Raw genomic sequence first — 25,887 nt, 5'->3', positions numbered from 1 at the left:
TTGCACGAAATTTGGCGGAACCTGACGTTCTATCAAATTAATTCCTCAGGGTGAGGGTGTGTTACTAGAAGTTTAGGTTAAGTATGTCGATTCTCTTCTTTTGTAACACTACAAAACATAATCGATTACTTATTAAACACGAATGAATACATTCCAAGATTTAGGTCTTAATGACGACCTATTACAAGCTATTACTGACATGGGTTTTGAAACCCCTAGTGATGTTCAATCCCAAGCAATTCCCATTTTATTAGAAAAAGACACCGATTTAGTTGCCTTAGCGCAAACTGGAACGGGAAAAACAGCTGCATTTGGTTTTCCAATGTTGCAGAAAATCCAGATGGATAGTCGCACAACACAAGGTTTAATCCTTTCGCCAACACGTGAATTGTGTTTGCAAATTGCCAACGAAATGAAAGCTTACGGTAAACACTGTAAAGGTTTAAACGTTGTAGCAATTTACGGTGGGTCTAGTATTACAGATCAAGCACGCGAGGTAAAAAGAGGTGCACAAATTATTGTGGCGACACCTGGTCGTATGAAAGATATGATTAAGCGTAGATTAGTAGATATTTCTAAAATTGAATACGCCGTTTTAGATGAAGCTGATGAAATGCTAAACATGGGTTTTAAAGAGGATATTACTGATATCTTATCGCATACACCTGAAGACAAAAACACCTGGTTATTCTCGGCTACCATGCCTAAAGAGGTTTCCAATATTGCCAAGAAATTTATGGCAAACCCTATTGAGATTACAGTAGGAAACAAAAATGAAAGTACGAGTCAAGTAACGCATGAGTATTATTTAGTTAATGCACGTGATCGTTATGCAGCTTTAAAACGTTTATCCGATGCAAATCCAGATATCTTTTCTGTTATTTTCTGTAGAACAAAACGCGATACACAAAAAGTAGCTGAACAATTAATTGAAGACGGCTACAGTGCTGGCGCATTACATGGCGATTTAAGTCAGAATCAACGTGATTTGGTAATGAAATCTTTCAGAAACCAGCAAATTCAAATGCTAGTAGCAACAGATGTTGCTGCTCGTGGGATTGATGTAGACGATATTACACACGTAATAAACTACCAGTTACCGGATGAACCGGAAGTATACACACACCGATCTGGTAGAACTGGTCGTGCTGGAAAAACAGGAATCTCTATGGTTATTGTTTCAAAAAGCGAGGTTCGTAAAATTAAAAGTATTGAACGCATCATTAAGAAAGACTTCATTAAAAAAGAAATTCCTGATGGCATAGAAATTTGTGAAGTTCAATTAATGTCGCTTGCCAATAAAATTCACAATACAGAAATAAACCCTGAAATTAATAAGTATTTAGAAAGTATCAACGAACTATTTGCTGACACATCTAAAGATGAATTAATTAAGAAATTTTTCTCTGTAGAATTTACGCGTTTCTTTAATTACTATTCAAAATCACGTATTCAAAACGTAACAGAATCTCGTGGAAGTGATCGTTCTGATGATGGTGGTGGACGTGGTTATACCAGTAATGCCAATGATACACGTTACTTTATAAACGTTGGTCGTAAAGATGGTTACGATTGGATGAAGCTAAAAGATTTCCTTAAAGAAGTTTTAGAATTAGGTCGTGATGACGTTTTTAAAGTGGATGTTAAAGAAAGTTTCTCATTTTTTACAACCGAAAAAGGTTTACAAGAAAAAGTATTGGCATTCTTTACGGATTTCAAACACGAAGGTCGTTTTGTAAATGTAGAAGTAAGCGAAGATAAAGGTCGTGGTACTAGCCGAAACAAACGCAGAAGTGGCGGAAGTGGTTTTGGAGGAAAACGACGTGATGATAAGCCAAGAGGTGAACGTCGTTCAAGTGGTGGACGTAGTGATCGTGGTGGCGATTCTGGAAACAGACGTAGCCGCAGAAGTGATAGCGACTCTAAACCAAGACGTACAGAAACTAGTAACGATTCCGGTTCTGAAAGACCAAGACGCTCTAGACGCTAAACACAACTGTTAATAATAAGTCAAATAAAGTACTAAATGAGAAATCTATTTTTTTGTTTAGTACTTTTATTGTTTAATTTAGCCAGCATGAAGCACTACCTATTCCTACTTATTGCATTGTTTACCTTTTCTATTGGTTTCTCACAGGACCAAACCTATGTAAAGGGCGTTATTATAAACGCATCACAAGGGGAACCTTTGGAAAGTGTTAATATTGTAAATTTAACACAGGTAATTGGTACTACAACCAATGCCGAAGGAGAATTTACCTTACGTGCCCAAGCAAATGATACGCTGCACCTCTCCTATTTAGGTTTTAAATCTATAAAAGTTCGTGTTACTAATGACTGGATTAAGTTTGGAACATCTACTATTCAGTTAAACGAATTGGCATTGGCTTTAGAAGAAGTCGTTATTAATGATTTTCGCCTAACAGGAATTTTAGAAGTGGATATTCAGAATGTACCCATCAATAATAATTACCGATACAGTATTTCTGGTTTACCATCCACAGGCTATGAAGCTGGAAACCGTAGCAATGCCATAACCAAAGCATTGGGTGCTATTTTTAATCCTGCCGATTTCCTCTATAAAATGTTTGGGAAAAATCCGAATGAGATGAAAAAACTCAAACAGATGAAGCAAGATGATGAAATTAGAAACCTCCTAGCCTCGCGTTTTGATCGGGAAATGTTAACGGTTTTACTACAAGTAGACCGTGTAGATTTAGATGAAATAGTGCGTCAATGTAACTATTCGGCCGATTTTATAAATAGCGCTAACGATCTTCAAATACTGGATGCTATTAGTGAATGCTATGAGGAATATAAGGTGTTGAGTCGGAGTCGGAAAAAGCGTTAATGTTTTATAAGGAATAGTTCAGCATTTGATAGCATTATAATAACCATATGAAAGCACACAATTTTCATGAATTTTGGACTATTTTTTTCCCTACTCCTACCTGCCATGTTTCCGATTTGGTATTTTATGAAATTTTATTCAGAATTCAACCTAAACCAACCTTTTGCACTTGACTTACTTTTGTAAATAGGATTTCTATTTTTTTTATTTTAATTATTAATTTTATAAAAAAGCTGAATTCAGCGAAAAGAATAATACAAAAAACATTTATTTAAACTCTTAACTTAAACCACTCTCCTCATAATACCGCTCCACGATTTCATCATAACTTTTAATCGTTTTCTTGATCCAATCTAGACGTTTTTCTAACTTTTCATTTTCGGTAAGCTGCCAAGGAATATCCGTTTGTTTTAATTTGGTGGTAACATGTTGTAAAATAATGGCTGCCGATACAGAAATATTCAAACTCTCTGTAAATCCCGCCATCGGTATTTTTAAATAACCATCTGCAGCATCTAAAACCTCCTGCGATAAGCCTTCTGTTTCCCTTCCGAAGAAGAAACAGGATTTTTTAGCCACATCAAACTCATGCAACAAACAATCGTTGGTATGTGGTGTGGTTGCTATAATTTGATAACCTTCTTGTTTTAAGGCTTTAATGGCATCTTTTACATGGTGATGGCGTTTTAAATCCACCCATTTTTGCGCGCCCATGGCAATTTCCCTATCTATGCGCTTGCTATTTACTTCTTCTACAATGTGAACTTCTTGTATACCAAACACATCACAACTTCTAATTACGGCACTTGTGTTATGCAATTGGTACACATCTTCTGTAGCAACCGTAAAGTGTTTGGTACGTTGTGATAATACACGATTAAATTTCTCGCGTCTGCTTTCGGTTAAAAAGCCTTCTAAATGGTTTAGTAATTGTAAATCAATCATGCTCGGTATAAAAAAAAAAGAAAAACCCGACGTTATATCAGGTTTTTATAGTTTAAAATGGTACTAATTAATTATCCACATTCACACCAATATTGCCTTGCGCAATAATGGTTCCTAAATTAACTGTACTTTCATGTACGTTAATATAGCCATTAATTTGAAGTACATCGTCATATCCAAAGGGCGTGGCATCATCTAACTGAATAATATTAGTTTCACTTCTACCTGTAGCACCATCAACCGGATTAAAAGTCAATACAACAGCACCCGTAGTATTTATATCATTCGCATGAATATGTGCTGGATGTACATCGCCAGCTATGGTGTTTTCAATTTCTAAAACCGCTAATGCTTCGCCACTTTCACGTTTGTAAAAGGTGGCTGTTCCTTGAACTTCTGGTACATCTACTTCGTTTAAAGCATACACTACGGATTCACCTGTTAATCCGTTTATGCCAATATCGCCTTGGGCAATAACTGTATCATCGCTTGCACTTAAATGTGCATTCACATACCCATCAAACGCGATTAAGTCTTCATATAAAAATGGTGTTCCATCATCCAAAGCAGACACATTGGTTCTACTTAAACCTGTATCACCATTAATGTTATTAAATGTAAAAGCAATAGCGCCTCCTTCAAGCGCAGTATTGAAATGAATATGTGCAGGATGCTCGGTTCCTGGAATGGCATTGGTTAATTCAATACGTGCTAGCGCTTCCCCATTTTTTCGTTCAGAAAACTTGGCATTCCCGCTAATTTCAGGAATATCACGTGTACCTAATGTATAGGTTTTTGATACACCTGTTAGTTCATTCTGGCCAATATCACCTTGGGCTAAAACAATGGCTGGTGAATTATTATTTAATAGAACATCAATAAACCCATCAAACTCTAATAAATCTTCGTAGGTAATTTCTGTTCCATCATCCAAAGTTGTAAACCTAGTTGTACTTCTTCCTGTTGTACCGTTCAAACTTTCTAAACTTATAGCTACTGTTCCGCCTTCGGCTGCCGTATTAACCCGTAAGTTTGTTGGGTATGTTTCTCCTGGCAATGTACCAGACAGTTTAATTTCTATGGTTATAGAAGCGTCCTCGTTTTTTATCATCCGGGCATCGCCAATTACGGCTGGATCTGAAACGGGATTTAACGTGTATGTGGTTGAGATTAGTTTAGATTCTAATTCGGTAATATTATCATCACTTGCACAATTGGTAAATGTGAGTGTTGAACATATGCTAATGATAACTACTAAAATATTTTTCATTTTTACTTTTTCTTTAGACTGCCTAAATTTACAATTTAAACTGTAAATCCCAATTTGTTGATGACTATTATCTTGTAACGTTAGTTATTATAAAAAATGATGTATTGCTTTTAATCATTGAAAAGTCTCTTGAGTACAGATTGAATTATCAGCTTTTAACAAAAAAACCTAGCGTTTCCGCTAGGCTTTCAAAAGATTTATAATACTATTTTATTAATTGTTACTTCCAATATTTCCTTGAGCAACCAAAGTTCCCAAATCTACATCACTCAGATGAACGTTCACATAGCCATCATATTCTAAAAGCATATTATACGTTATAGGTTCATCATTACTTTCATCATTATCACCGAAATCCAATACGGATACATTGCTAACACTCATTCCCGTATTGCCATCAATTGAATTGAAAGTATAAGCTATATCGCCAGGTGCTGTTACTACACTACCCATGTGAATATGTGCTGGATGCATCCCTCCTAGAGGTGTATTCATTAATGATATTACAGCTAAAGCCTCACCATTTATACGCTCTGAAAAAGTTACCGTACCACTAATACTTGGAACATCTACTTCATTTAAATTATAAGTTATAGATTCTCCTGTTAGTTCATTTTGACCAATATCGCCTTGAGAAACGATAGTTAAATCAGCCCCACTTAAATGCACGTTGATATAGCCATCATATTCTAAAAGCATATCATAAGTAATAGGCTCATCATTGGTTTCGTCATTATCTCCATAATCCAACACTGCTAAATTACCAACACTCATTCCTGTGTCACCATCTACAGGAGTAAAAGTGTAAGCTACCACTCCTGTTTCTGCAGCAGTATTCATGTGAATATGTGCTGGGTGCATACCACCAGCAGGCGTACCGTCTAAATCAATAACAGCAAGCGCCTCGCCGTTTACACGTTCAGAAAAAGTTGCTGACCCACTAATCCCTGTTCCTTCAAATTCTCCTAAAAGGTATGATTTTGTTTCTCCAGTTAATTCATTTTGACCTATATCACCTTGGGCCACTAAAGTTCCTAATTCGGTCGCACTTAAATGAACATTAATATACCCATCAAAATCCAGTAAATCGTCATAAGTCACAGCTGTTCCATTTTCTAAACCAGAAAATGTAGCAGAACTAAACCCAGTATCACCATCAACTGTTCCTAAAGTAATGGCTATATCGCCACCTTCAGCCGCTGTATTAAAATGAATATGTGCCGGGTGCATACCTCCAGCAGGTGTTCCTGTAAGTTGTAACTCTACAGTAGTTGAGTTATCAGCATTTTTAATAAATTTTGCTGTTCCAGATATGGAAGGGTCAGCTACAGAACCTAATTGGTATGTAGTTGACGTTTCAGCTGGTGGAATGAATACACCAGCATCATCATCACTACTACAGTTAGTCATAATTAACATTGGTAATATTAATACCATTGACATAAATAATTTTTTCATAATATTTTTTATTTTATATTTATAATTGTTTAAACCAAATTAACAACAATAGGCTTACACAAGTTTGCTCAATCCATTCAAATCTTAATGCTATCTAAAAAAACGAAACATATTGTTGTCCTTACAGGCGCAGGCATTAGTGCCGAAAGTGGGATTAAAACATTTCGTGATGCCGACGGTTTATGGGAAGGTCATGATGTTATGGAAGTGGCTTCACCACAAGGTTTTCGAGTAAATCCGGAATTGGTTTTAGATTTTTATAACAAACGGCGGAAACAACTTTTGGAAGTCAAGCCGAATCAAGCACATGTGGATTTGGCGGATTTAGAAACCGATTATAAGGTTACCATTATAACACAAAATGTGGATGATTTACACGAACGAGCTGGCAGTAGTAACGTGATTCATTTACATGGCGAACTATTAAAAGCTAGAAGCACCTTTAAAGACGATTCCATTGTAGACTGGAAAACCGACATCCATTTTGGTGATATGTGCCAAAATGGCTACCAAATGCGACCACATATTGTATGGTTCGGTGAAGCGGTTCCTATGATAGAAAAAGCTATGGACGTTTGCGAAACAGCAGATATATTACTAATTATTGGCACGAGTATGCAAGTATATCCTGCTGCTAGTTTAATGCATCATGTTCCAGAGAATACGCCTACTTATTTTATAGACCCGAAGCCATCTGTGGTGAATCAAAAAGACATTACACTAATTCAAGAAACAGCTACTGTTGGTATGCGAGTATTTAAAAAATTACTAGCATCAAACTAATATTTAATACAGAGATTAACACACAAAACTTAATCATTGGATGATAGTTTAAAAAATGCATTCACTGGTTTCTTAAAAATGCCAGATAATTTTAATGCCAAAACTGTAGACGGCACATATCTATTAGCTTCAATGGAATTAATTGTTTGACGTGAAACACCTATTTTTTGTGCTAAATCTTCTTGGGTTAGATTTAAAATGGCACGCTCTACTTTTATCGTGTTTTCCATTATCGGTTGCGTTTTAAAACTTCAAAAAAACCAACTTGAATCAGCAACATAAATAACAGTACTTGAATATGACTAGTAGTGCCTACAACAAGTTGTTCTTCTAAAAAGAAATCAACAATAAAATTAGCCAAAGGCTGTAACATGGTATAACCTACGCCAATAATAAAAGCTAAAGAATAGGATTTTGATCTTAAGGTTTCAATCAGCTCATCTTCAATTTTTTCTTTAGATAAGGACATTATAAGTAAACCCAAAAGCATGGCATGTTTTAGAGTTTGAATCGACCAGGTGGGTAGGTCATCTATAAATTTAAATCCTGTAACCCCAATAAAACTCAAAATGAGTATAATAAAGCCTAACTTTTTAAATGAATGAGGTAGTCTTACTTTATTTAAGAATAGCTCCAGTTTGGTGCGTTCACATGTTTCAATTTCTTTTAATTTCATGACAAGTATGTTTAGTATTTAGACAAATAGATTTTCCTATATGACAAATATACTTTACATTTTTGAAATTTAAAAATATGTTTGTTATTTATTTATTTCTGAATCAATTATAACTATAAGTTCTTCAGTTAAATCTAAAAGAACCTCACTTACTAACTTAATGCTTTTTGACGCGCCATTTCTATACCGTAATTGCATATCCAGTAAATAGCGTTGTTCGTTGGTGAAATTAATAGTATCAACCAATTTACCAGATTTGTCTATTTGAAAACCCATGGCATTATTTGATGCAAACTTTCCAAAATTAGAATCTACCATGTACAAATTATTATTGTTCACTACGGATTCCACATAATCCAAACGTTGAAAATAACGGACAATCGTATTTTGTACACTCGCATTGGAAATTAAATTAACACTGCCACTCGCTATCATATTATTAAATGTAGCGCGATTGGCTTTAAATGTGCGACGCGCTGTTAATTCATGAAGTTTTCTCGGCAAAGTTGCCTTGTTATAATTAGGATTCATAAATTGAAGTGCGGAATCTATTTTAGCCATTATACCTATCTCATAATCTATCTGCTCGTTAATCAATTCTTTCTGAATGATGAAATCTGATTTAAAATCTTCTAATAGCGCCTTTTCTAATTTAAGATTATGATTTTCTTTACTCCATGTATTGATTTGTAAGGCTAACAATATGCCAATAACCACCAGAAATATTTCACCTATGGCATAGAAAACATAACGTTTAAATCGGTTTTGTTCAAGCAGTCGCTTTCTTATTTTTCGTATAGCTGAAACCATTAATCAAGCCGTTTTAAATATAAATCTTGAAAATCAAAACTAAAATCGATATTAGGCGAAATCCCTTTCATAGTAAATCCATTTGCTACTCCGTTTTCGTCTAGCGTGAACATGGCAAAGGCATCGGCATTCATATCTTGGTATTCCCATTTAATGGCGAAGGTTTCATCTTTATAAAACTGTAATGGCCCATTTAATAATGGCGAACGATGGCTTTTAAGCCATAACTGATTATCCTTCACAAACACTTCCATTTTTCCAAACCAAACATCTTCATACATACCAATATAATTTTTGGTTTTTATTTTAGATTGGTCATTTTTAGCAACAGAATCCCACACTTTTTCAACAACCGCATCTGCGCCACTTTGATTGGATTTCATATAAGCTGCATATTTGTCAATCCACTGAAAATCATCCATGTCCAAGTACATATCTATAATGGTTTGGGTAATGGCTGAAAATAAGCCACCACCATCATTACTCGTATTAGTTAGCACAACAATTCCTAAATCCAAATCAGGAATCATTACTACTTTAGACAACATACCAGGCAAACCACCTGTATGCTCTACCTGCATATTCCCTTTTACGTCAGTAAGAAACCAACCTAAACCGTATCCGGCAAAATGACTGTTGTATCGCGGATTGCTATTTGCATCCATAACGGTATGGATTTTCCACATTTCGTAATGATTGTCTTTGGAAAACAATTGCTTTTTCAATCCATCGCCATACGTTCCCTCATGTAATTGTAAGAGCATCCAAGCTGACATATCATTGACATTTGAGAAAATACCGCCTGCTGCACCATTTATCATCTTTTCAAAAGTTGTGATAATGCGCATGGTTCCCGTTTCCGTGGAATGTGAAGCGGATAAATTACTTGTATCTGAAATCTCGGATAAAGAAGCATAGGAATTCTCCATGGCTAATGGTTTAAAAATCCGGGAATCTATAAAGGCTTCCCAAGTCATACCACTTTTCCTAGCTATCAACTCACCAGCAACGATATACAATAGATTATCATAATCCCATTTGGTGCGGAATGCCGATTCTGGTTTAAAATGCTGAAAACTGGCTAATAAATCATCTATAGTGAAATTAGAACCTTGCGGAAAAAACATTAAATCGCCTACACCTAAACCCAAACCACTTCGGTGTGTTACTAGATCGATAATGTTAAAATTTTCCTCCACATATTGATTATACATGGTGAATTCTGGAATATGGGTTTTTACTTTATCGTCCCAGTTCAGTTTCCCATCTTCCACCAACATGGCTAAAGCTGCTGTAGTAAAGGCTTTACTGTTAGAGGCAATGGCAAAGTTAGTATTTGGATTAACGGGTTCTCTAGTATCTATAGATTTGACACCGTAACCGCTTTCATGAATTATTTTTCCATCTTTTACCACAGCCACGGCACAACCAGCAACGTTGAATTGAGACATGGCATAAATAACAACAGAGTCAATTTGTTTGGATGTAACTTGAGAATGAACGGGAATGGCGCATACAGCTAAAACGAGCAGTAAAACCATTTTTTTGAAGCATGTGTTTTTCATGAACTGGATTACATAGGATTAATAACTGATTGAAAGATAATTAATTAGCTTTCAAATTCCTATTTGAAGTGATGATAAACGAAAAATTTATCCAAATTTTTCCAGTATGAATACGAACAAATTATTTCTTTAAATCGATTTGTTTTAAGTTTTCCATACGATTACGGATTAAGAAATCATCAATCGTTTCAAAATGTTCAATGACGCGTTGGTTTTTAAATTCGAAGACTTTTTGTGATAAACCTTGAAGGAAATCACGATCGTGAGACACCAAAATAAGGGTACCATCAAAATCTAAAAGCGCCTCCTTTAAAACGTCTTTACTTTTTAAATCCAAGTGATTTGTTGGCTCATCTAAAATGAGCAAGTTAACTGGTTCTAAAAGTAATTTCACCATAGCTAAACGTGTTTTTTCACCTCCAGATAGCACACTCACTTTTTTATCAATGTCATCACCTTTAAACATGAAACCGCCCAAAATATTTTTTATTTGGGTGCGAACATCGCCTTGCGCCACTTCATCAACGGTTTGAAAAATAGATAAATTCTCATCTAACAGGGATGCTTGGTTTTGAGCAAAATATCCCACTTTTACATTATGACCTAATTGGCAGGTGCCATCTACAGGAATTTCACCCATAATGGCTTTTATCATGGTTGATTTTCCTTCACCATTTCTACCAACAAAGGACACTTTTTCACCTCTAGAAATAGACATGTTGGCATTTTTAAATACCACATGATCTCCATAGGATTTCGATAAATCCTTGACTGTCACAGGATAATCACCAGATCGTTGTGCTGGCGGAAATCGTAATTTTAAAGCGGAGGTATCAATATCATCTACTTCAATAATCTCCAGTTTCTCTAACATACGCTCACGAGAATTTACCTGATTTGTTTTAGAGAACGTGCCTTTAAATCTTTCAATAAATGCCATGTTATCGGCAATAAACCGCTGTTGTTCTTTATATGCTTTAATTTGATGTAAACGACGATCTTCTCGCAGTTGTAAATAATGTGTATAGTTGGCTTTATAATCGTAAATACGACCCATAGTCACCTCAATCGTACGATTGGTAATATTATCAATAAATGCCTTATCATGGGAAATAACCATGACCGCATTGGCTTTATTTAGCAAGAAATCTTCTAACCAAATAACAGATTCAATATCAATATGGTTGGTTGGCTCATCTAATAGAATTAAGTCCGGCTTTTGAAGTAGCATTTTGGCTAGTTCAATTCGCATACGATAACCACCACTAAATTCACTGGTTTGCCTGGTAAAATCTGAACGTTTAAAACCTAAACCTATCAAAGCTTTTTCCACTTCCGCATCATAATTAACATCTTCTAAAGCGTAGTATTTTTCCCCTAAATCGGACACCTGGGTAATGATGTTCATATAATCATCGGACTCATAATCCGTACGGGTTTCCAAGGCTTTATTCAAAGCATCCATTTCGTCTCGCATTTGGAAAACATGAGCGAAGGCTTTGGAGGCTTCCTCAAAAACGGTACAATTATCTTCAGTCAATAAATGCTGTGGTAAGTAAGCAATAACAGCATCTTTAGGAAACCGTACTTTACCACGAGTTCCTTTTTGAACACCTGCCACAATTTTCATCATGGTTGATTTTCCAGCACCATTTTTACCCATAAGGGCAATTTTATCATGTTCATTTATGGTAAAGGACACATCGCTAAATAAGGTGTGACCGCTAAACTCTACTGCTAAATTATCTACTGAAATCATGGCTTTAAATTTAAAGGCGCAAAGCTATGAAAAAGCGCATCAATATTAGTGAATATTCTGAAGTGCTTATTTATTTTTTAATTCTATCCACTTACTCATAAATTTGGTGCTTTGAAGTGACTGATGTTGCAGCATCTGCCCAGTAAAATTATGTTCTCTGTGATTTAACAAATTGGCTGTTATACTATTGATAGTTTTTATAAAAGAAGATTGAAATTGGGTTTTATCAAATCGGTTATTTATAATTTGAAATCCGTTTTGTTGTTTGGTTTTCCAGGTCGTTTCCGTGGTATAAAGTGCCACGGCTTTGTTGATAAATTCGATTGGATTATCAGCAATAAATCCATTGGAATCTAATGTCCCGCACATACCTTCTGCAGCAATCGAACTCATAATTGCTGGCGTTCCGTTTTTCATGGCATCAATTAATTTACCTTTCAATCCGGCACCAAACTGCAATGGCGCCAAACAAACTCGTGACGCTTGCATGACTTCTGAAACCTGATTAGCAAAACCTTTAACTAAAAAACCATCTTGTTTTTTGTGTAATTGTGTGACCTTCTGATTTGCATATGCGCCAAAAATATGCAGTTCCGCTTGTGGTAATTGCTTACGGATTCCTGGCCAAATCACTTCTTTTAAATATAAAACCGATTGGTAATTGGGTTTATGAAAGAAGTTTCCAATGGTTATGAAATTAGCTCTGGCATGAAAATCGGGCAACATTTCAGAGGCTTCTTTAGAGATAGTCTCTAATAAAAACGGTAAATAATGAATTAAATTTGTATCTACCTTGAAGTATTTCTCAAGTAATTCCATTTCCGCTTCGGAAATAATAAGGCTTAAATCGCATCTATACATACTGGCAATTTCCCGTTTGGAGGTGTCATTTACAAGGTGTTTTCTATAATTGGTATCACCTGCTTTTAAAGCTAACTCGCGTGCTTTTCTTAAGCCATGTAAATCTTCGGTGTCTAATAATCGGAAAGCATTTGGGCAATTTTCAGCTACACGCCATCCAAACTGTTCTTCAGTTAAAAACCGATCGAACAATACCACATCGGGATTTTCCGATTTTATAAAATTATCAAAACTCGAATCGTTTAATTGGATTGCAACTTCCGGAATGCCAAGTGTGGATAAAGCGAAAGCATTATCTGTTTTAGATGTGGTTGTTGCAAAGGTAATTTTATAGTTTTCGGATTGAAAAAGCGATATAAGTTGCATCATCCGGGTTCCAGCAGCTGAACTTTTTGGTTCAGGCCAAACACAACCAATTATAAGTAGTTTTTTAGTCATATAACAAATAAAAACCTATTCGGGTCTTGGCACTAAACTATAAATGACACGCATATTTTTAGCCCAATTAATAACACTTTCTATTTGCGCATCCGTTAAATTGGCTTCCTGATGAGTCCACAAATAAGAGTCCAATGGCATTTCCTTTTCTTCTACCATTTCTATTAACTCCTCTAACTTATGACCTTTCTTTTTTGCCGAATAATCATTCCAAACCGACACATTAAAATGTTTTTTTCCATCGTTTACATGTTCGGCCAACCAGTAATTTATAGGTGTTATAGTATTATACCAAGGATATCGTGTGTGGTTACTATGGCAGTCAAAACAGGTTTCTTTTAAAATGGCAGTTACATCTTCTGGCGGATTGGTTTCCGTTAAAAATGGTTGAACAGTTGCTATATCACCGGTGTTTTTTTCTGGTCCAAAAAATTGTGCAATAGCAAAAACAACTAACAAAACAATCAGAATTTTCTTTACTATTTTCATTTTGTGTAATTTTATCTATCAAAAATAGGAAAAACTAGTGACTACAGACCAACTATACGCTGAATTAAATTATGTGAACCATTCGAGAGAAAAGCGCTTACATTATGCCAATTTGGTAATTAACAACCCAAAATTAATTCCGAAGTTACTAGCAGTACTATTTCGTGCTGATGATAAAATTTCTTGCAGAGCCGCCTGGGTTTTAGAGTTTATGTGTCATGAAAATTTAGAATACTTGATTCCTCATTTAGACACGTTTACAGCAAACATACACAAAGTTCATTTAGACCCAGCAGTAAGACCCATTGCTAAAATTCGCGAGTATTTAGCCAAAGCATATTACGCTAAAACACTAAATAAGATCCAATTACATTTAAATCCCATTTACCAAGAACGGATAATTGCCGTTTGTTTTGATTATATGATTCATGATGAGAAAATTGCGCCTAAAGCGTATTCCATGAACACCTTATACCTGTTTGGAGCAGATTATGATTGGATTCACCCGGAACTCGTAATAATATTAGAACGGGATTTCCAAATGCAGAGCTCGGGTTTTAAGGCACAAGCAAAACACATTTTAAAGAAGCTTAAAAAGTAGCTGGTTTTATAATTCATTCATTACCTTGGGAAAGAAGATCATCTTAAAAAACACATATCATAATCCGTCTATTCTTTTGGATTTCCGTATCTTTGCAGCTTTTAAAACACAACAACAATCATGTCTATATCTTCCTTAAATGCCATTTCTCCTATTGATGGTCGTTACCGTAATAAAGTTGAAAAATTAGCCCCTTATTTTTCTGAAGAAGCGTTAATAAAATACCGCGTACAAGTAGAAATTGAATATTTTATTGCATTGTGCGAAGTGCCGCTGCCACAATTAGCCGATTTTAACACGGCACTATTTGACGATTTACGCGCTATTTATAAAAATTTCACCGCTATTGATGCATCTGCCATTAAGGATATTGAAAAAGTAACCAATCACGATGTGAAAGCGGTTGAATACTTTATTAAAGAAAAATTTGACAGCTTACAAATTTCAGAATATAAAGAGTTTATTCATTTCGGATTAACGTCTCAAGATATTAATAATACATCTATTCCTTTGAGTATTAAAGATGCTATGAATGATGTATATGTTCCTGAATATTTTGAAGTTTTAAACAAATTAAAAACATTGGCGGAAGATTGGAAATCCGTTCCTATGTTGGCTAGAACTCATGGACAACCTGCTTCTCCTACACGTTTAGGAAAGGAAATTCACGTATTTGTTACACGTTTGGAAGCTCAATTTGATTTATTAAACGATATTCCTAGTGCGGCAAAATTTGGTGGTGCCACTGGAAACTTTAATGCACATCATGTTGCCTATCCAGAAATAGATTGGAAAGCTTTTGGCAGTCAATTTGTACAGGAAAAATTAGGGTTACACCACTCGTTTCCTACCACACAAATTGAACATTACGATCATATGGCAGCTTTATTTGATACTTTAAAACGTATTAATACCATATTAATTGATTTAGATCGAGATATCTGGACCTATGTGTCCATGGATTATTTTAAACAGCGCATTAAAGCTGGCGAAGTAGGAAGTTCTGCCATGCCTCATAAAGTAAACCCTATTGATTTTGAAAATAGCGAAGGGAATTTAGGAATAGCCAATGCTATTTTCGAGCATTTATCAGCCAAATTGCCAATTTCCAGATTACAACGCGATTTAACAGATAGTACGGTTTTACGTAATGTAGGTGTTCCTTTTGGACATACTATTATTGGGTTTATGTCTATTTTAAAAGGTTTAAATAAACTGCTTTTAAACGAAAGTAAGTTTGCCGAAGATTTAGAAAACAATTGGGCTGTGGTTGCAGAAGCTATTCAAACCATTTTACGTCGCGAATCGTATCCAAATCCGTATGAAGCTTTAAAAGGATTAACACGTACCAATGAAAAAATTAATCAACAATCCATTTCAAATTTCATTGATACATTAGAGGTTTCGGATGGGATTAAAAAGGAGTTAAAAGCTATTACACCTAGTAACTATACAGGAATTTAAAATGTTAACAGATAAACAATCTCTAATCCTTTGCGGAATTGTAGGTGTCAGTTTTTCAGTAGCTGGGATTTGCGGCTTATTGGAGAACTATATGATAAGTGGGATTTTCATGGCATTATTTTTGGCTATTTTAATCAATATTATTGTAACAGTCTCAAAGCATCATAAGAAAAATGATGACCAAACCACTTAAAGCAAAAAAGCGATCTACAACAGATCGCTTTTTTTATAATTATTTGTCTGAAAATTATTTAAAGAAATTGACAATATCTTTTAATTGTTCAGAATCTTCAAAATTAGTGTTTTGAACGGCACTAGCCAATGCTCCAATTTGTTCGGGACGCATATTATCACCTAAAATTCTAACCACACCAAAGCCCATTTCTTTAGAGCTTCCAAAGACAATAACTTCTTCCGCACTGTCATCATCTCCCAAATAGGAAATAACGAAGGTCATACCGCTATCTCTAAACTCCATGAGTTCTGTATATTTTACATTACTTAAAATGGCTTTAACTTTTGCTAATTCGGCGTTATAAGTGGTCATATTGGTTTCGCTTGCCTTAAAACCTAAAAAGTTTAAACGCTGAACAGATTTATAAGCCTCCTTTTGCTCATCCGTTAAGGCCGCTTCATCTAATGCTACAATAGACGTTGGAATATCGGCCGTAACAAAATCGGCTTTTTCCTGATTATCTACAAAATACGTTTGTAATGATTCGCCTGAATTACAGCTTATTAGTGACATAGCCACTAATAAACTGAACAGGGTATATTTGATTGATTGTTTCATGATGGTATTATCTCTTATCTTTCTTTTCCAAATGTTCACCACCTGGAATATTCATTTTCTGGGTTAATTTAGAAATTTGATTTAAGTTAATATCTCCTGTTAAGGAAACTACCACTGTTTCAAATTCACGTTTTTTACCATTCATATTAATATCCATATCTTTTGTAACAGCTCCAATACCATCTACAAACATCAGGAATTCACTTACATGGTCCGAATCGCGGCCTTCCTTAACATAAAATGTCATATTCATGCCATCATCTTTAACGACCATTAATTCCTCTAAACCACCTTTTCTAGATTTTACCCATTTAGATACATCGGCAGAAATAGCTTTATCTCCTGTGGAAATGACTTTAAAACTGGTAATACTATTCACCATATTGATATATTCTTGTGATTCTGGATCATCCGTATTAATATCCATTTTAGCTAACATTTGAAACATTTTAGGTTTAATGGACACATAGGTTACTTCAGGATTCTCGCTGTATTTAGCAAAAATATCTTGTGCTTGAGAAGCGAATGGCATCATCATTAGTGCCAAAACGAAAATAAGGGTGTACTTTTTCATAGGGTTTGTTTTTAATTTATTTAATTTTTCACGGTTAGTAATGGTGTTGTTATTAATTATTGTTTTCATTTCAGTTTATTGTTTGTTTTTAAATATTCTATTTGTGGAATTCTCCATTTCTTTTAAGTAATTGACTTTAGACATGCCATTATTAACAGCATTTAAATAATTTACTTTTTCAAAACCTTTATTCATGTGTGTTGAAATCATTTCGAGTGATTTAACCACTTCATTATAAGCTAACATAGGATCGTCATAGGTTCCTAAATCTTCTTGTGTTTGCAACGGATTATTGAAATATAAGCTTATTGAAAGTACTGCAATGGCAGCAACTGTAAGCCATTTATAATTAAATATGGTTCGCGATTTCAAAGGCAATTCTTTAATAGAGACTTCTTCCTGATTTGCTTTAAAGTAAGCAAACATAGGTTTGTACATCTCTAAATGCGGTGCCACATCATCTTGTGTAAAATACGCCTTCAATTGTGCTTCTTCCTGAAGCGTGGTTTCGGCATTTTCATATTTTTCAAGTAATTTTTCTATATTATTTAATACCATAATTATGTGTATTAGTTAATTTTTCACGTATTGTTTTTCGAGCTCTTGATAAGGCTACTCGGACGGCTGTTTCATTCATATCTAGCATTTTGGCTATTTCATTATAATCGTATTGCTCAATATCCCGAAGCTGAACAACCATTTTTTGCTGTTCTGGCAAATCTGCCATAATCTTACTTACCCAATCCAAACTATCATTGACCTCAACTTCCTTTTGTAAGGACACATTATGATCTTCATAATTACTATGTACAATTTTTAAATTCTGTGCCTGTTTAGATTTTAATTTATCTAAACAAAAATTCTTTGTCATGGTCATTGAAAAGGCTTCTATGTTTTTATAGTCGCTCATTTTCTCTTGGTTTTTCCACAATTTTAAGATAATCTCTTGAGTTGCATCTTCTGCTTCCTCCCGAGACACAAGCAATCGTTTGGCTAAACGAAAGACTTTATCTTTAAATGGCATGACAATATTCAAAAATTCTGTCTGTGTCATAGTTTGTGGTTAATCAATAATAGCTGGTTTTTGCCTACTTACTATTACGACGATTGATAACTTAATTTGTTACAAATAATTTTTATTATGTTATAAAGTAACTACTTTTAATTCGACAAAAAGAACAATTAAAATGAAATCAGCTATGAAAAACCGAACTATTTATTTACTCGTTATTTGCGCATCTACCCTATTTACGGGCTGTTTTGAAGATATAGATGATAATCCAGCATCTACCCGTGACTTAAATGATTTTGTTTGGCGGGGTTTAAACACCTATTATCTCTATAAGGATAATGTGCCGGATTTAGCAAACGACCGGTTTGATACAGGTTCCTATGAAGCATTTTTAAATAATTATCCTTCACCAGAAGCCTTGTTTGAATATTTACGCTATCAACCACAAACGGTAGATAGGTTTAGTTGGATAACGTCTAATTACATTCAATTGGAACAACTATTAAGTGGTACAACACAAAACAACGGCATGGATTACGGCCTTATGCGTTATCCAGACGGTTCGGAAAACGTGTTTGGATATGTTGGATATGTATTGCCAAATTCTAGCGCTAGCAATCAAGGCGTCTCCAGAGGAACTATTTTTTATGCTATTGATGGCATTCCACTTACTACCTCTAATTTTAATAGTTTATTACGAAATACTACCTACACTATTAATTTAGCAGATTATAATGATAATGGAACCTCTCAAACGAGCGATGACAATATTTCACCAAATGGCCAAAGCATTACACTTTCAAAATCTTCCCTTACTGAAAACCCTATTTTTAAAACAGAAATATTTGAAGTTGCCGGAGAAAACGTAGGGTATTTAATGTATAATGGATTTACTAGAGATTTTGATTCGCAATTAAATGCCGTGTTTGGTCAGTTTCAAGCAAATAATATTCAGAATTTAGTTTTGGATTTACGTTATAATTCGGGAGGCTCTGTTAATACAGCTATTTTATTGTCTAGTATGATAGCTGGACAAACTGGCAATGTGTTTAGTACGGAAGAATGGAATTCTGATATTCAATCTCAACTATCAGAAGCACAAACCACGAATTACTTTACAGATAATGATGCTGGAGCTCCCTTAAACATTTTAAATCTAAACAAGGTGTATGTTTTAACCACAAAACGATCAGCATCTGCTAGTGAGTTAGTTATAAACAGTTTAGATCCTTATATAGATGTGGTTCAAATAGGAACCGAAACTGCTGGTAAATTTCAAGCATCCGTAACGCTTTATGATGCGCCCGATTTTCGTAGAGCAAATGCAAACCCATCACATTTATATGCTATGCAACCTCTAGTATTAAAATCCTTGAATGCCGTTGGTAATACGGATTATAGCCAAGGCTTATTTCCGGAAATACCGCAGTCCGAAAATTACAGCAATATGGGAACACTGGGCTCTGAAACTGAACCGCTTTTAGCAACAGCTCTACAGCTTATTTTAGATGATAGCCGCATTTATATTCCTTTTGTAGAACCTTTGGATTTAGTTGGAGATAAGTCCGATGTCTTACCACTGTCTATTGGTATGTATGTAGATTAGTTGTTAGTTGTTAGTTGTTAGTTGTTAGTTGTTAGTTGTTAGTTGTTAGTTGTTAGTTGTTAGAAAATTATACTATTACATGACTATTTGAATTTATAAAACAAAAAACCCAGACTTTCGTCTGGGTTTTTCTATACACTATAGTTTAGGCATATTAGTTTTTAAGAACGCGAATAGTTTCAGTCGTTTTACCAATAGTTACTTTTACAAAGTAAGCTCCTGTTTGTAAGTTAGACATATCTACCTCGCTTGCAACAGTATTAGGAGACGTACGAAGTACTTCTTGTCCCAACATATTGTAAACAGCCACCTGTTGAATTGCTTTTTGAGCTTTTAACATTAATAAATTGTTAACCGGGTTTGGATAATACATTAGCGCTGAATCCATATCAAAATCTTGCGTAGATAATGTTGTATTAATGGTAATATCATGTGTAGACGGATCTCCTGAATTTATCCAAGCTCCTACTTGAATATAATAGTTAGTCCCAGCTACAGATGTAAATGTCAATACAGCAGGATTATTAAATGGATCTATGCTAAAATCACACGTACCTAAAGTTATTCCTGCACAGTCAGGACTTGCATAAACACCAATTTGCGAATCTTCGTTAGGAGAATCGACCGTTATAGTTAAATCGCCGCCATCTCCAACAACCGTGTACCATACATCATTCCCTATTGTTCCATTACAAGAAGTTGACGATGCACCTGTTGCATTAAAAGTTGTACCAGATGTTGTACTTCCAATTGCAATTGCAATTGCACCAGAACAATCGTCGTTTGCTGGAGGTGGACCTGGCGTATTAAATGTGTAAGGTCCTACCCAAATACTAGTATCGCCTGCTCCACAATCTGCACGTACATAGAAATCATAAGCTGTAGAAGCAGATAAACCTATAAGTGATTCCGGGTTGTTTGTAGTTCCCGTAATCATAGTCCCAGTTCCTAACGTAAAGTTTTCTGCTCCCCATTCTACATCCCAAGTTGTGGCTGTTCCATTTTCAGTCCATTGTAAATCAGCCGTAGTCTCTGTTAAGTTGGTTGCATTTAAACCAGTTGGTTCTGGACACGTTGGTGGTGTGTTTAAACAAAATGTTACATCACCAAAATTATCATTATTCCAATCGTAAATTCTTACATAATATGTAGCAGAAGGTGTTAAACCTGTAAAGCTAGCTGTTGCGGCTGTAGTACAGCCAACTTCTACCAAGGAACCACAAGAACCACTAAATAGTTCAAGTTGTGTTGTAGAAAAAGCAGAGGCACTTCTAGTATACACAAGTTCTGTTTCACCTGCTGGCATATCAAACTGGTACCAAATATCGCCACCTGCATAAACTGCAGTTGCACAACCAGCTTGAGCAACTCCAGAGTCCGTTGCACCTGTATTGTTTCCTGTTACTGTAGTTCCACAAGCACCAATTCCAATAGGAGCAATTTCTGCAGTGGCACAGTTATCATTAGTTGGAGGGCATGTATCTAAACCAAAAGTTCCTAATGTATAATCGCATCCCGCGTCTGTATGTTCTATATTTAATGTTGTATCAACACCAAATGCATAGGGACCAAATGTTACTGTTCCTGTAAATGCTTGCGGAGAAACACCATCAGTAATATTTGTTGCATCTCCAGCATCAGTTACTACCACTTCAATGGTATATGTTGATGTACTACAGTCCTCAATGACTGAAGTTGTAGCTGCTCCTGGCGTACAGTTTAAACAAATTACATCCCAATCCCAGTCTTGATTAGAAGCACAACTTTGAACCGAGCCATCAGAATCTACAGCTACCGTAATAGAAGAACCGGAAGCAGTAAATTCTAGACCACTTAAGTTTCCGCCATTTGCACCTCTATATAATTCCGTTACGCCATCACTATCTATAATTACTAAATCATCACAACAATTTTCAATAGAACCAGCATTAAAAATAACTTTTAAGTTAGATCCATCACTACTTTCATAAACGAAGTCTGTGTTATCATTAGCTGCATAACAAAATGTTGTGTTTAATGGCGTTCCGCACGTAACAATACTAGGACATTCATCATACGAAAAATTACCTAAAGTGAAATCGCATGCATTATCGGAATGAACCACCATTAAGGTTTGTGTCGTTCCAATTGCAAAAGGACCAGCTGTAGCAGTTGTTCCAGAAATTGGATATGTTGTGGTTCCATCAGAAACACCCGTAGCATCGCCAACGGTTGTAAACTCTACATTTACAGAATATTGAGAAGCAGCACAGTCTTGAACCACTGCAGAAGAATCAACCACTGCAAAGGTGCAGGTAGGAGGTGTTCCATCAATATAGTTAAACTGAATGTTAGGTCTGTTGTTTATTACATCTGAAGTAGGTAACCCACAAGCTGTTGTTCCGTCTCTTCTAACTGATCGGGCGCCATTTGTCGTATTTGCAGTTGTAGCTACTTGACCATAAGGTCCTGTATATGGGTTCTGTCCATCCGTACAAATATCAATTACTATATTATCAACACCGTTCCAAACAAAATTAGATGTAAAGGTTATCATATCATAAACACCAGATGCTGTTACGGTAGGATCATAATCTGTTGGTCCAAAAACCGTTACTGTAGGTGATGTATTATGTGCTGCTGAATTGGTAGCTGCTGTATGGCCAATTTTGATTGTATAACCTAACAAGGCACCACCCGCATAATCCCCGACTATATCAAAGCCTAAAGCTGTAATTTCATCAAAAGGTGTCATCATGGTACTTAATTCTGCAGCCGTATATACTACTTGGTACCGCATGGCATTATAAAAGCCATTGATTGGATCAGAAGCCGTAGAGCCCGTAACATCTGTTCCAGAGCCAATAACGACCGTTTGCGCGTTAGCCTGCCACGTAAAGGCAAAAGCTAAAAACATAATAATTTGAATTGTAGTTTTTTTCATTTTAAAATTTGTTTAGTTAAATTAATAGACTTTTAATATACTACATTTATTATAGATGTTAAAAAATCCATAACAGTTTTATAATTTAACACCAAAGACAGGAATAGCTCCGTTTATAAAAGATAAGCTAGTAAAAACGTCAATATTATGTGTAAAAAACGAGTAGAATATTTAATAGAAAAGCTTAATACCCTTCCAACCGAAATAAAAAAAACCCAGACTCTCGTCTGGGTTTTTCAATATAATATAATTTAATAACTACTCCGCTTATTAGTTTTTAATAACGCGAATTGTTTTCGTAGCATTACCAATAGTTACTTTAACAAAGTAAGCACCTGTTTGTAAGTTAGACATATCTACCTCACTTGCAACTGTATTAGGAGCCGTACGAAGTACTTCTTGTCCTAACATGTTGTAAACAGCCACGTTACTAATATTATTTTGTGCTTTCACATTTAACACATTTGACACTGGATTCGGATAATACGTAAACGCATTTGGAGAATCAAATTCATCTGTTGTCATGGTTTCACACTCTAACATAATTTTGTAAGTACCTGTTGTTGTACTACCATTTGAATAATGTGCGATATACACATAATATGTTTCTCCATCAACACTATCAACAATGGTGTATGATTCTTGACCAGTACTTTGATCATCACAACCTATATTTACTAGCGCACCACAAGTACCACTTGTTATTGCTAATTCGTGATCAAAATCCGCATCTACCGTCACTATTAAATCTCCACCGTCACCAGTAAAGGTATACCAAACGCCATTATTACCGATAGAACAGCCAGAGTCTTCTTGTGTTCCAGTAGAACCTTCCGTCGTTCCAGTAATACTATCTCCACATGCAATAGCCTCTGCTGTAGCACATGAAATGTTAGTTGGTATTGGACCTGAAGTTGTAAACGTATATGGACCAGACCATGCACTTAAATCACCACCACCACAATCAGCTTGCACATAGTAATCGTATGTTGTTAATGCGGTTAATCCAGATAATGGTTGTGGATTTGTTGTAGTTCCTGAAATTAATGTTCCTGTTCCTAATGTGAAATCTGTAACGCCCCATTCTACATTCCAAGTTGTTGCAGTTCCAGCTTCTACCCAGCCTAAATCCGCAGAGTTTTCTGTTATTGCCGAAGCTGAACCAGACGATGGCTGTAAACAACTTGGCGCTGTACCTACACATACGTCAAAACTTGTTCTAATTGAAGCAGAAGAACTATACGTATAAATTCTAAAGAAATACGTGTTTGCTGGTGTTAAACCTGATAAGTTAATTGGTGAATTAGGTGTATCTTGACATACTAAACTTGCACCACCACATGCATCAAAAACTTGAGTAACGATATCAGTTGCACCACCAGTATTAGTAATTGTAATTCTATGATCTGTACTTGTTGCAACAAAAGAATACCAAACATCATCGTTGGCAGTTCCAACACAACCAGCTAAACTTTGTGTTGCCCCTATAGTTGTTCCTGAAACAGAACTAGCACAAGAATAATCTGGATCCACAGTTAAAACTGTTGCATTTGAACAATCATCGTTTGATGGCGGACAAATAGTCTGTGTAACAGCTGCTTTAACAACTGTACAAGAATCATCATCATTATCATCGTTAAGTGTAATAACCACATCAACACCATTTACATAAGGACCAAATTGTAATGTTCCAGCAGCCGTTAAAGCTTGAGATGGGTTTCCTTGATCGTCTGAAACCGTTAAATCTGTTGCACTTCCCATATCTGTTACTTCAACATCTACATAAAAACCACCACTTACATCACAGTCGTTTACTACAGTAACTGTTGAGGTAGATGCTGTACAGGTGTTTTCTGTTATATCTAACGTATATGCTGTACTTTGCGGTGATGGATAGGTAGATATTACAATATAGTATGTTGTTCCTCCTATCAAACTAACTTCTGGGATACTAGGGTTTCCACTACTTTGCGTATCAGAATCCACACAAGTTACAAAAGGACATTGTTCGTATATAAATAAACCAGTCCATGAACCTGTCCCAGAAGTGGTCATATTTACTGACATATCTGTTGCTGGAGTAAAACTATAAACAACATCATCACCTGTAAGATAACCAGAAGTAGAACAAGGCTCATCTGCACTACCGTAATCATCGCCATAATTAGACGTATTATCAGTTGTAGAATAAGGTAAAGCTCCAATAATAATTGAATTCTCGCAAACTTCACCTGGTAGTGTACATGATGTTATAAAATCACCTAATGAAAAATCGCATGCGCTATCAGAATGAACAACAGAAAGGTTTTGTGTTGTGCCATTTGCAAATGGCCCAGCCATAGCTGTAGTTCCAGTAATAGGATAATTAGTTGTTCCATCAGAAACACCTGTAGCATCACCTACCGCAGTAAAATCTATATTAACCATAAAGGTTCCAGCTGCACAATCATCAACGACAGTAGAAGAAGCTATTTCAGCTGTTACACAAGGCGCAACAGGAACAACGATCATAAATGATGCTTCAAGCTCTTCTGGAGTTCCTTCACAAGAAGTAGATGCGTCTGTATCTTCACCATCATCCGGCGATACACCTCCATTATCACCTATTACATTTCCATAGGAAGTAATAGTAATAAGTGTACCATCCCAACCATCATCATATTGATCGTAACAATTAACATAATAAGTCCCTGGTGGTAATGATATATTCTCATTGATCAAACCAGAACCATTACATTGCGTTCCATCACCTTGACCCCAAAATTGAGTACCTCCACCATCTGGTGCATCAGTAATAGACACCCACTTTTCTCCAGGGTAATCTCCTCCAGAAGTCGTAATATTAATTATTGATTGCGCATATGTCTGCCACGAAAAAGCAAAACAACATAATGCAAATAAGTAAAATGTAAATTTTTTCATTTTTAAATTGGTTTTAAATTAATAGTGCTCCAATATATTACAATTAAAAAGGTTATACCATATCGATGAGATTGTTATCGATAAAAA

22 protein-coding genes are annotated in these 25,887 nt (G+C 35.5%); 6 read left to right on the top strand and 16 right to left on the bottom strand.

What is annotated here, in order from left to right:
• Positions 1–142: 142 nt before the first annotated feature.
• Positions 143–1,990, top strand: a complete 1,848-nt coding sequence (locus tag ACN0QX_RS11795; RefSeq protein ID WP_248400383.1) for a DEAD/DEAH box helicase — start codon at positions 143–145, stop codon at positions 1,988–1,990.
• An 87-nt stretch (positions 1,991–2,077) separates the two neighbouring features.
• On the top strand, positions 2,078–2,851 hold the full coding sequence (locus ACN0QX_RS11790; protein WP_376860693.1) for a carboxypeptidase-like regulatory domain-containing protein: 774 nt from the start codon (positions 2,078–2,080) through the stop codon (positions 2,849–2,851).
• A 279-nt stretch (positions 2,852–3,130) separates the two neighbouring features.
• On the opposite strand, the gene ACN0QX_RS11785 is transcribed toward ACN0QX_RS11790, so the two are convergent.
• The 3 genes from ACN0QX_RS11785 to ACN0QX_RS11775 all read right to left on the bottom strand — a co-directional run bounded on the left by ACN0QX_RS11785 (position 3,131) and on the right by ACN0QX_RS11775 (position 6,524).
• Entirely contained in the window at positions 3,131–3,796 is a 666-nt protein-coding gene (locus tag ACN0QX_RS11785; RefSeq protein ID WP_248400385.1) for a TrmH family RNA methyltransferase, read from the bottom strand.
• Between the two features lie 67 nt (positions 3,797–3,863).
• The gene (locus ACN0QX_RS11780) at positions 3,864–5,066 is read right to left on the bottom strand and encodes a CHRD domain-containing protein (RefSeq protein WP_417197202.1); all 1,203 of its coding nucleotides are present in this window, start codon (positions 5,064–5,066) and stop codon (positions 3,864–3,866) included.
• 213 nt (positions 5,067–5,279) lie between these two features.
• Positions 5,280–6,524 (bottom strand): hypothetical protein, encoded by a 1,245-nt coding sequence (locus ACN0QX_RS11775; RefSeq protein ID WP_417197200.1) that lies wholly within the window; start codon positions 6,522–6,524, stop codon positions 5,280–5,282.
• Positions 6,525–6,611: 87 nt separating this feature from the next.
• Here ACN0QX_RS11775 and ACN0QX_RS11770 point away from each other — a divergent pair, with 87 nt between their 5' ends.
• Positions 6,612–7,307: an SIR2 family NAD-dependent protein deacylase gene (locus ACN0QX_RS11770; protein WP_417197198.1), complete on the top strand. Its 696-nt coding sequence runs from the start codon at positions 6,612–6,614 to the stop codon at positions 7,305–7,307.
• A gap of 29 nt (positions 7,308–7,336) precedes the next feature.
• Here ACN0QX_RS11770 and ACN0QX_RS11765 read toward each other — a convergent pair whose 3' ends face one another.
• The 7 genes from ACN0QX_RS11765 to ACN0QX_RS11735 all read right to left on the bottom strand — a co-directional run bounded on the left by ACN0QX_RS11765 (position 7,337) and on the right by ACN0QX_RS11735 (position 13,905).
• On the bottom strand, positions 7,337–7,537 hold the full coding sequence (locus ACN0QX_RS11765; protein ID WP_376860683.1) for a helix-turn-helix transcriptional regulator: 201 nt from the start codon (positions 7,535–7,537) through the stop codon (positions 7,337–7,339).
• Complete coding sequence (locus ACN0QX_RS11760; RefSeq protein ID WP_417197196.1) at positions 7,537–7,983, bottom strand: hypothetical protein; 447 nt, start codon at positions 7,981–7,983, stop codon at positions 7,537–7,539. Before ACN0QX_RS11760 ends, ACN0QX_RS11765 begins: the two co-directional genes overlap by 1 nt.
• An 84-nt stretch (positions 7,984–8,067) precedes the next feature.
• Complete coding sequence (locus ACN0QX_RS11755) at positions 8,068–8,793, bottom strand: DUF6090 family protein (RefSeq protein WP_417197194.1); 726 nt, start codon at positions 8,791–8,793, stop codon at positions 8,068–8,070.
• Positions 8,793–10,358, bottom strand: a complete 1,566-nt coding sequence (locus ACN0QX_RS11750) for a serine hydrolase (RefSeq protein WP_417197192.1) — start codon at positions 10,356–10,358, stop codon at positions 8,793–8,795. Before ACN0QX_RS11750 ends, ACN0QX_RS11755 begins: the two co-directional genes overlap by 1 nt.
• 121 nt (positions 10,359–10,479) lie before the next feature.
• On the bottom strand, positions 10,480–12,117 hold the full coding sequence (locus ACN0QX_RS11745) for an ABC-F family ATP-binding cassette domain-containing protein (protein ID WP_417197190.1): 1,638 nt from the start codon (positions 12,115–12,117) through the stop codon (positions 10,480–10,482).
• Positions 12,118–12,183: 66 nt separating this feature from the next.
• Positions 12,184–13,416, bottom strand: a complete 1,233-nt coding sequence (locus tag ACN0QX_RS11740) for a glycosyltransferase (protein ID WP_417197188.1) — start codon at positions 13,414–13,416, stop codon at positions 12,184–12,186.
• Between the two features lie 15 nt (positions 13,417–13,431).
• Positions 13,432–13,905, bottom strand: a complete 474-nt coding sequence (locus ACN0QX_RS11735) for a heme-binding domain-containing protein (RefSeq protein WP_417197186.1) — start codon at positions 13,903–13,905, stop codon at positions 13,432–13,434.
• Between the two features lie 37 nt (positions 13,906–13,942).
• Between ACN0QX_RS11735 and ACN0QX_RS11730 the strand changes: the two genes are divergently transcribed.
• Positions 13,943–14,506: an adenylosuccinate lyase gene (locus ACN0QX_RS11730; protein WP_417197184.1), complete on the top strand. Its 564-nt coding sequence runs from the start codon at positions 13,943–13,945 to the stop codon at positions 14,504–14,506.
• Positions 14,507–14,626: 120 nt separating this feature from the next.
• Positions 14,627–15,970: an adenylosuccinate lyase gene (purB, locus tag ACN0QX_RS11725; RefSeq protein ID WP_417197182.1), complete on the top strand. Its 1,344-nt coding sequence runs from the start codon at positions 14,627–14,629 to the stop codon at positions 15,968–15,970.
• Positions 15,971–16,217: 247 nt separating this feature from the next.
• On the opposite strand, the gene ACN0QX_RS11720 is transcribed toward purB, so the two are convergent.
• The 4 genes from ACN0QX_RS11720 to ACN0QX_RS11705 are packed head-to-tail and all read right to left on the bottom strand — an operon-like array spanning position 16,218 to position 18,391.
• The gene (locus tag ACN0QX_RS11720; RefSeq protein ID WP_248400403.1) at positions 16,218–16,763 is read right to left on the bottom strand and encodes a DUF4252 domain-containing protein; all 546 of its coding nucleotides are present in this window, start codon (positions 16,761–16,763) and stop codon (positions 16,218–16,220) included.
• Between the two features lie 7 nt (positions 16,764–16,770).
• On the bottom strand, positions 16,771–17,406 hold the full coding sequence (locus tag ACN0QX_RS11715; protein ID WP_417197180.1) for a DUF4252 domain-containing protein: 636 nt from the start codon (positions 17,404–17,406) through the stop codon (positions 16,771–16,773).
• Between the two features lie 6 nt (positions 17,407–17,412).
• Positions 17,413–17,895: a hypothetical protein gene (locus tag ACN0QX_RS11710; RefSeq protein WP_376860663.1), complete on the bottom strand. Its 483-nt coding sequence runs from the start codon at positions 17,893–17,895 to the stop codon at positions 17,413–17,415.
• Positions 17,882–18,391, bottom strand: coding sequence for an RNA polymerase sigma factor (locus ACN0QX_RS11705; protein ID WP_417197178.1), 510 nt, complete (start codon positions 18,389–18,391; stop codon positions 17,882–17,884). Before ACN0QX_RS11705 ends, ACN0QX_RS11710 begins: the two co-directional genes overlap by 14 nt.
• A 145-nt stretch (positions 18,392–18,536) precedes the next feature.
• Between ACN0QX_RS11705 and ACN0QX_RS11700 the strand changes: the two genes are divergently transcribed.
• Entirely contained in the window at positions 18,537–19,955 is a 1,419-nt protein-coding gene (locus ACN0QX_RS11700) for a S41 family peptidase (protein ID WP_417197176.1), read from the top strand.
• Positions 19,956–20,109: 154 nt separating this feature from the next.
• Here ACN0QX_RS11700 and ACN0QX_RS11695 read toward each other — a convergent pair whose 3' ends face one another.
• The gene (locus ACN0QX_RS11695) at positions 20,110–22,878 is read right to left on the bottom strand and encodes a T9SS type A sorting domain-containing protein (RefSeq protein WP_417197174.1); all 2,769 of its coding nucleotides are present in this window, start codon (positions 22,876–22,878) and stop codon (positions 20,110–20,112) included.
• A 270-nt stretch (positions 22,879–23,148) separates the two neighbouring features.
• Positions 23,149–25,800: a T9SS type A sorting domain-containing protein gene (locus ACN0QX_RS11690; RefSeq protein ID WP_417197172.1), complete on the bottom strand. Its 2,652-nt coding sequence runs from the start codon at positions 25,798–25,800 to the stop codon at positions 23,149–23,151.
• Between the last annotated feature and the right edge of the window lie 87 nt (positions 25,801–25,887).

Origin of the sequence: Bizionia sp. (assembly GCF_048259285.1) — a bacterium.
Classification (GTDB): domain Bacteria; phylum Bacteroidota; class Bacteroidia; order Flavobacteriales; family Flavobacteriaceae; genus Algorimicrobium; species Algorimicrobium hallyeonense.
This window is presented reverse-complemented; position numbering and strand designations above follow the sequence as displayed.

What these genes read in the sequence shown, in the direction of transcription:
- ACN0QX_RS11790 (WP_376860693.1), top strand. Translation starts at nt 2,078, where the DNA reads ATGAAGCACTACCTATTCCTACTTATTGCATTGTTTACCTTTTCTATT.
- ACN0QX_RS11770 (WP_417197198.1), top strand. Translation starts at nt 6,612, where the DNA reads ATGCTATCTAAAAAAACGAAACATATTGTTGTCCTTACAGGCGCAGGC.
- ACN0QX_RS11760 (WP_417197196.1), bottom strand. Translation starts at nt 7,983, where the DNA reads ATGAAATTAAAAGAAATTGAAACATGTGAACGCACCAAACTGGAGCTA.
- ACN0QX_RS11780 (WP_417197202.1), bottom strand. Translation starts at nt 5,066, where the DNA reads ATGAAAAATATTTTAGTAGTTATCATTAGCATATGTTCAACACTCACA.
- ACN0QX_RS11715 (WP_417197180.1), bottom strand. Translation starts at nt 17,406, where the DNA reads ATGAAAACAATAATTAATAACAACACCATTACTAACCGTGAAAAATTA.
- ACN0QX_RS11755 (WP_417197194.1), bottom strand. Translation starts at nt 8,793, where the DNA reads ATGGTTTCAGCTATACGAAAAATAAGAAAGCGACTGCTTGAACAAAAC.
- ACN0QX_RS11795 (WP_248400383.1), top strand. Translation starts at nt 143, where the DNA reads ATGAATACATTCCAAGATTTAGGTCTTAATGACGACCTATTACAAGCT.
- ACN0QX_RS11775 (WP_417197200.1), bottom strand. Translation starts at nt 6,524, where the DNA reads ATGAAAAAATTATTTATGTCAATGGTATTAATATTACCAATGTTAATT.
- ACN0QX_RS11695 (WP_417197174.1), bottom strand. Translation starts at nt 22,878, where the DNA reads ATGAAAAAAACTACAATTCAAATTATTATGTTTTTAGCTTTTGCCTTT.
- ACN0QX_RS11750 (WP_417197192.1), bottom strand. Translation starts at nt 10,358, where the DNA reads ATGAAAAACACATGCTTCAAAAAAATGGTTTTACTGCTCGTTTTAGCT.
- ACN0QX_RS11690 (WP_417197172.1), bottom strand. Translation starts at nt 25,800, where the DNA reads ATGAAAAAATTTACATTTTACTTATTTGCATTATGTTGTTTTGCTTTT.
- ACN0QX_RS11765 (WP_376860683.1), bottom strand. Translation starts at nt 7,537, where the DNA reads ATGGAAAACACGATAAAAGTAGAGCGTGCCATTTTAAATCTAACCCAA.
- ACN0QX_RS11710 (WP_376860663.1), bottom strand. Translation starts at nt 17,895, where the DNA reads ATGGTATTAAATAATATAGAAAAATTACTTGAAAAATATGAAAATGCC.
- ACN0QX_RS11705 (WP_417197178.1), bottom strand. Translation starts at nt 18,391, where the DNA reads ATGACACAGACAGAATTTTTGAATATTGTCATGCCATTTAAAGATAAA.
- ACN0QX_RS11740 (WP_417197188.1), bottom strand. Translation starts at nt 13,416, where the DNA reads ATGACTAAAAAACTACTTATAATTGGTTGTGTTTGGCCTGAACCAAAA.
- ACN0QX_RS11720 (WP_248400403.1), bottom strand. Translation starts at nt 16,763, where the DNA reads ATGAAACAATCAATCAAATATACCCTGTTCAGTTTATTAGTGGCTATG.
- ACN0QX_RS11700 (WP_417197176.1), top strand. Translation starts at nt 18,537, where the DNA reads ATGAAAAACCGAACTATTTATTTACTCGTTATTTGCGCATCTACCCTA.
- ACN0QX_RS11785 (WP_248400385.1), bottom strand. Translation starts at nt 3,796, where the DNA reads ATGATTGATTTACAATTACTAAACCATTTAGAAGGCTTTTTAACCGAA.
- ACN0QX_RS11745 (WP_417197190.1), bottom strand. Translation starts at nt 12,117, where the DNA reads ATGATTTCAGTAGATAATTTAGCAGTAGAGTTTAGCGGTCACACCTTA.
- purB (WP_417197182.1), top strand. Translation starts at nt 14,627, where the DNA reads ATGTCTATATCTTCCTTAAATGCCATTTCTCCTATTGATGGTCGTTAC.
- ACN0QX_RS11735 (WP_417197186.1), bottom strand. Translation starts at nt 13,905, where the DNA reads ATGAAAATAGTAAAGAAAATTCTGATTGTTTTGTTAGTTGTTTTTGCT.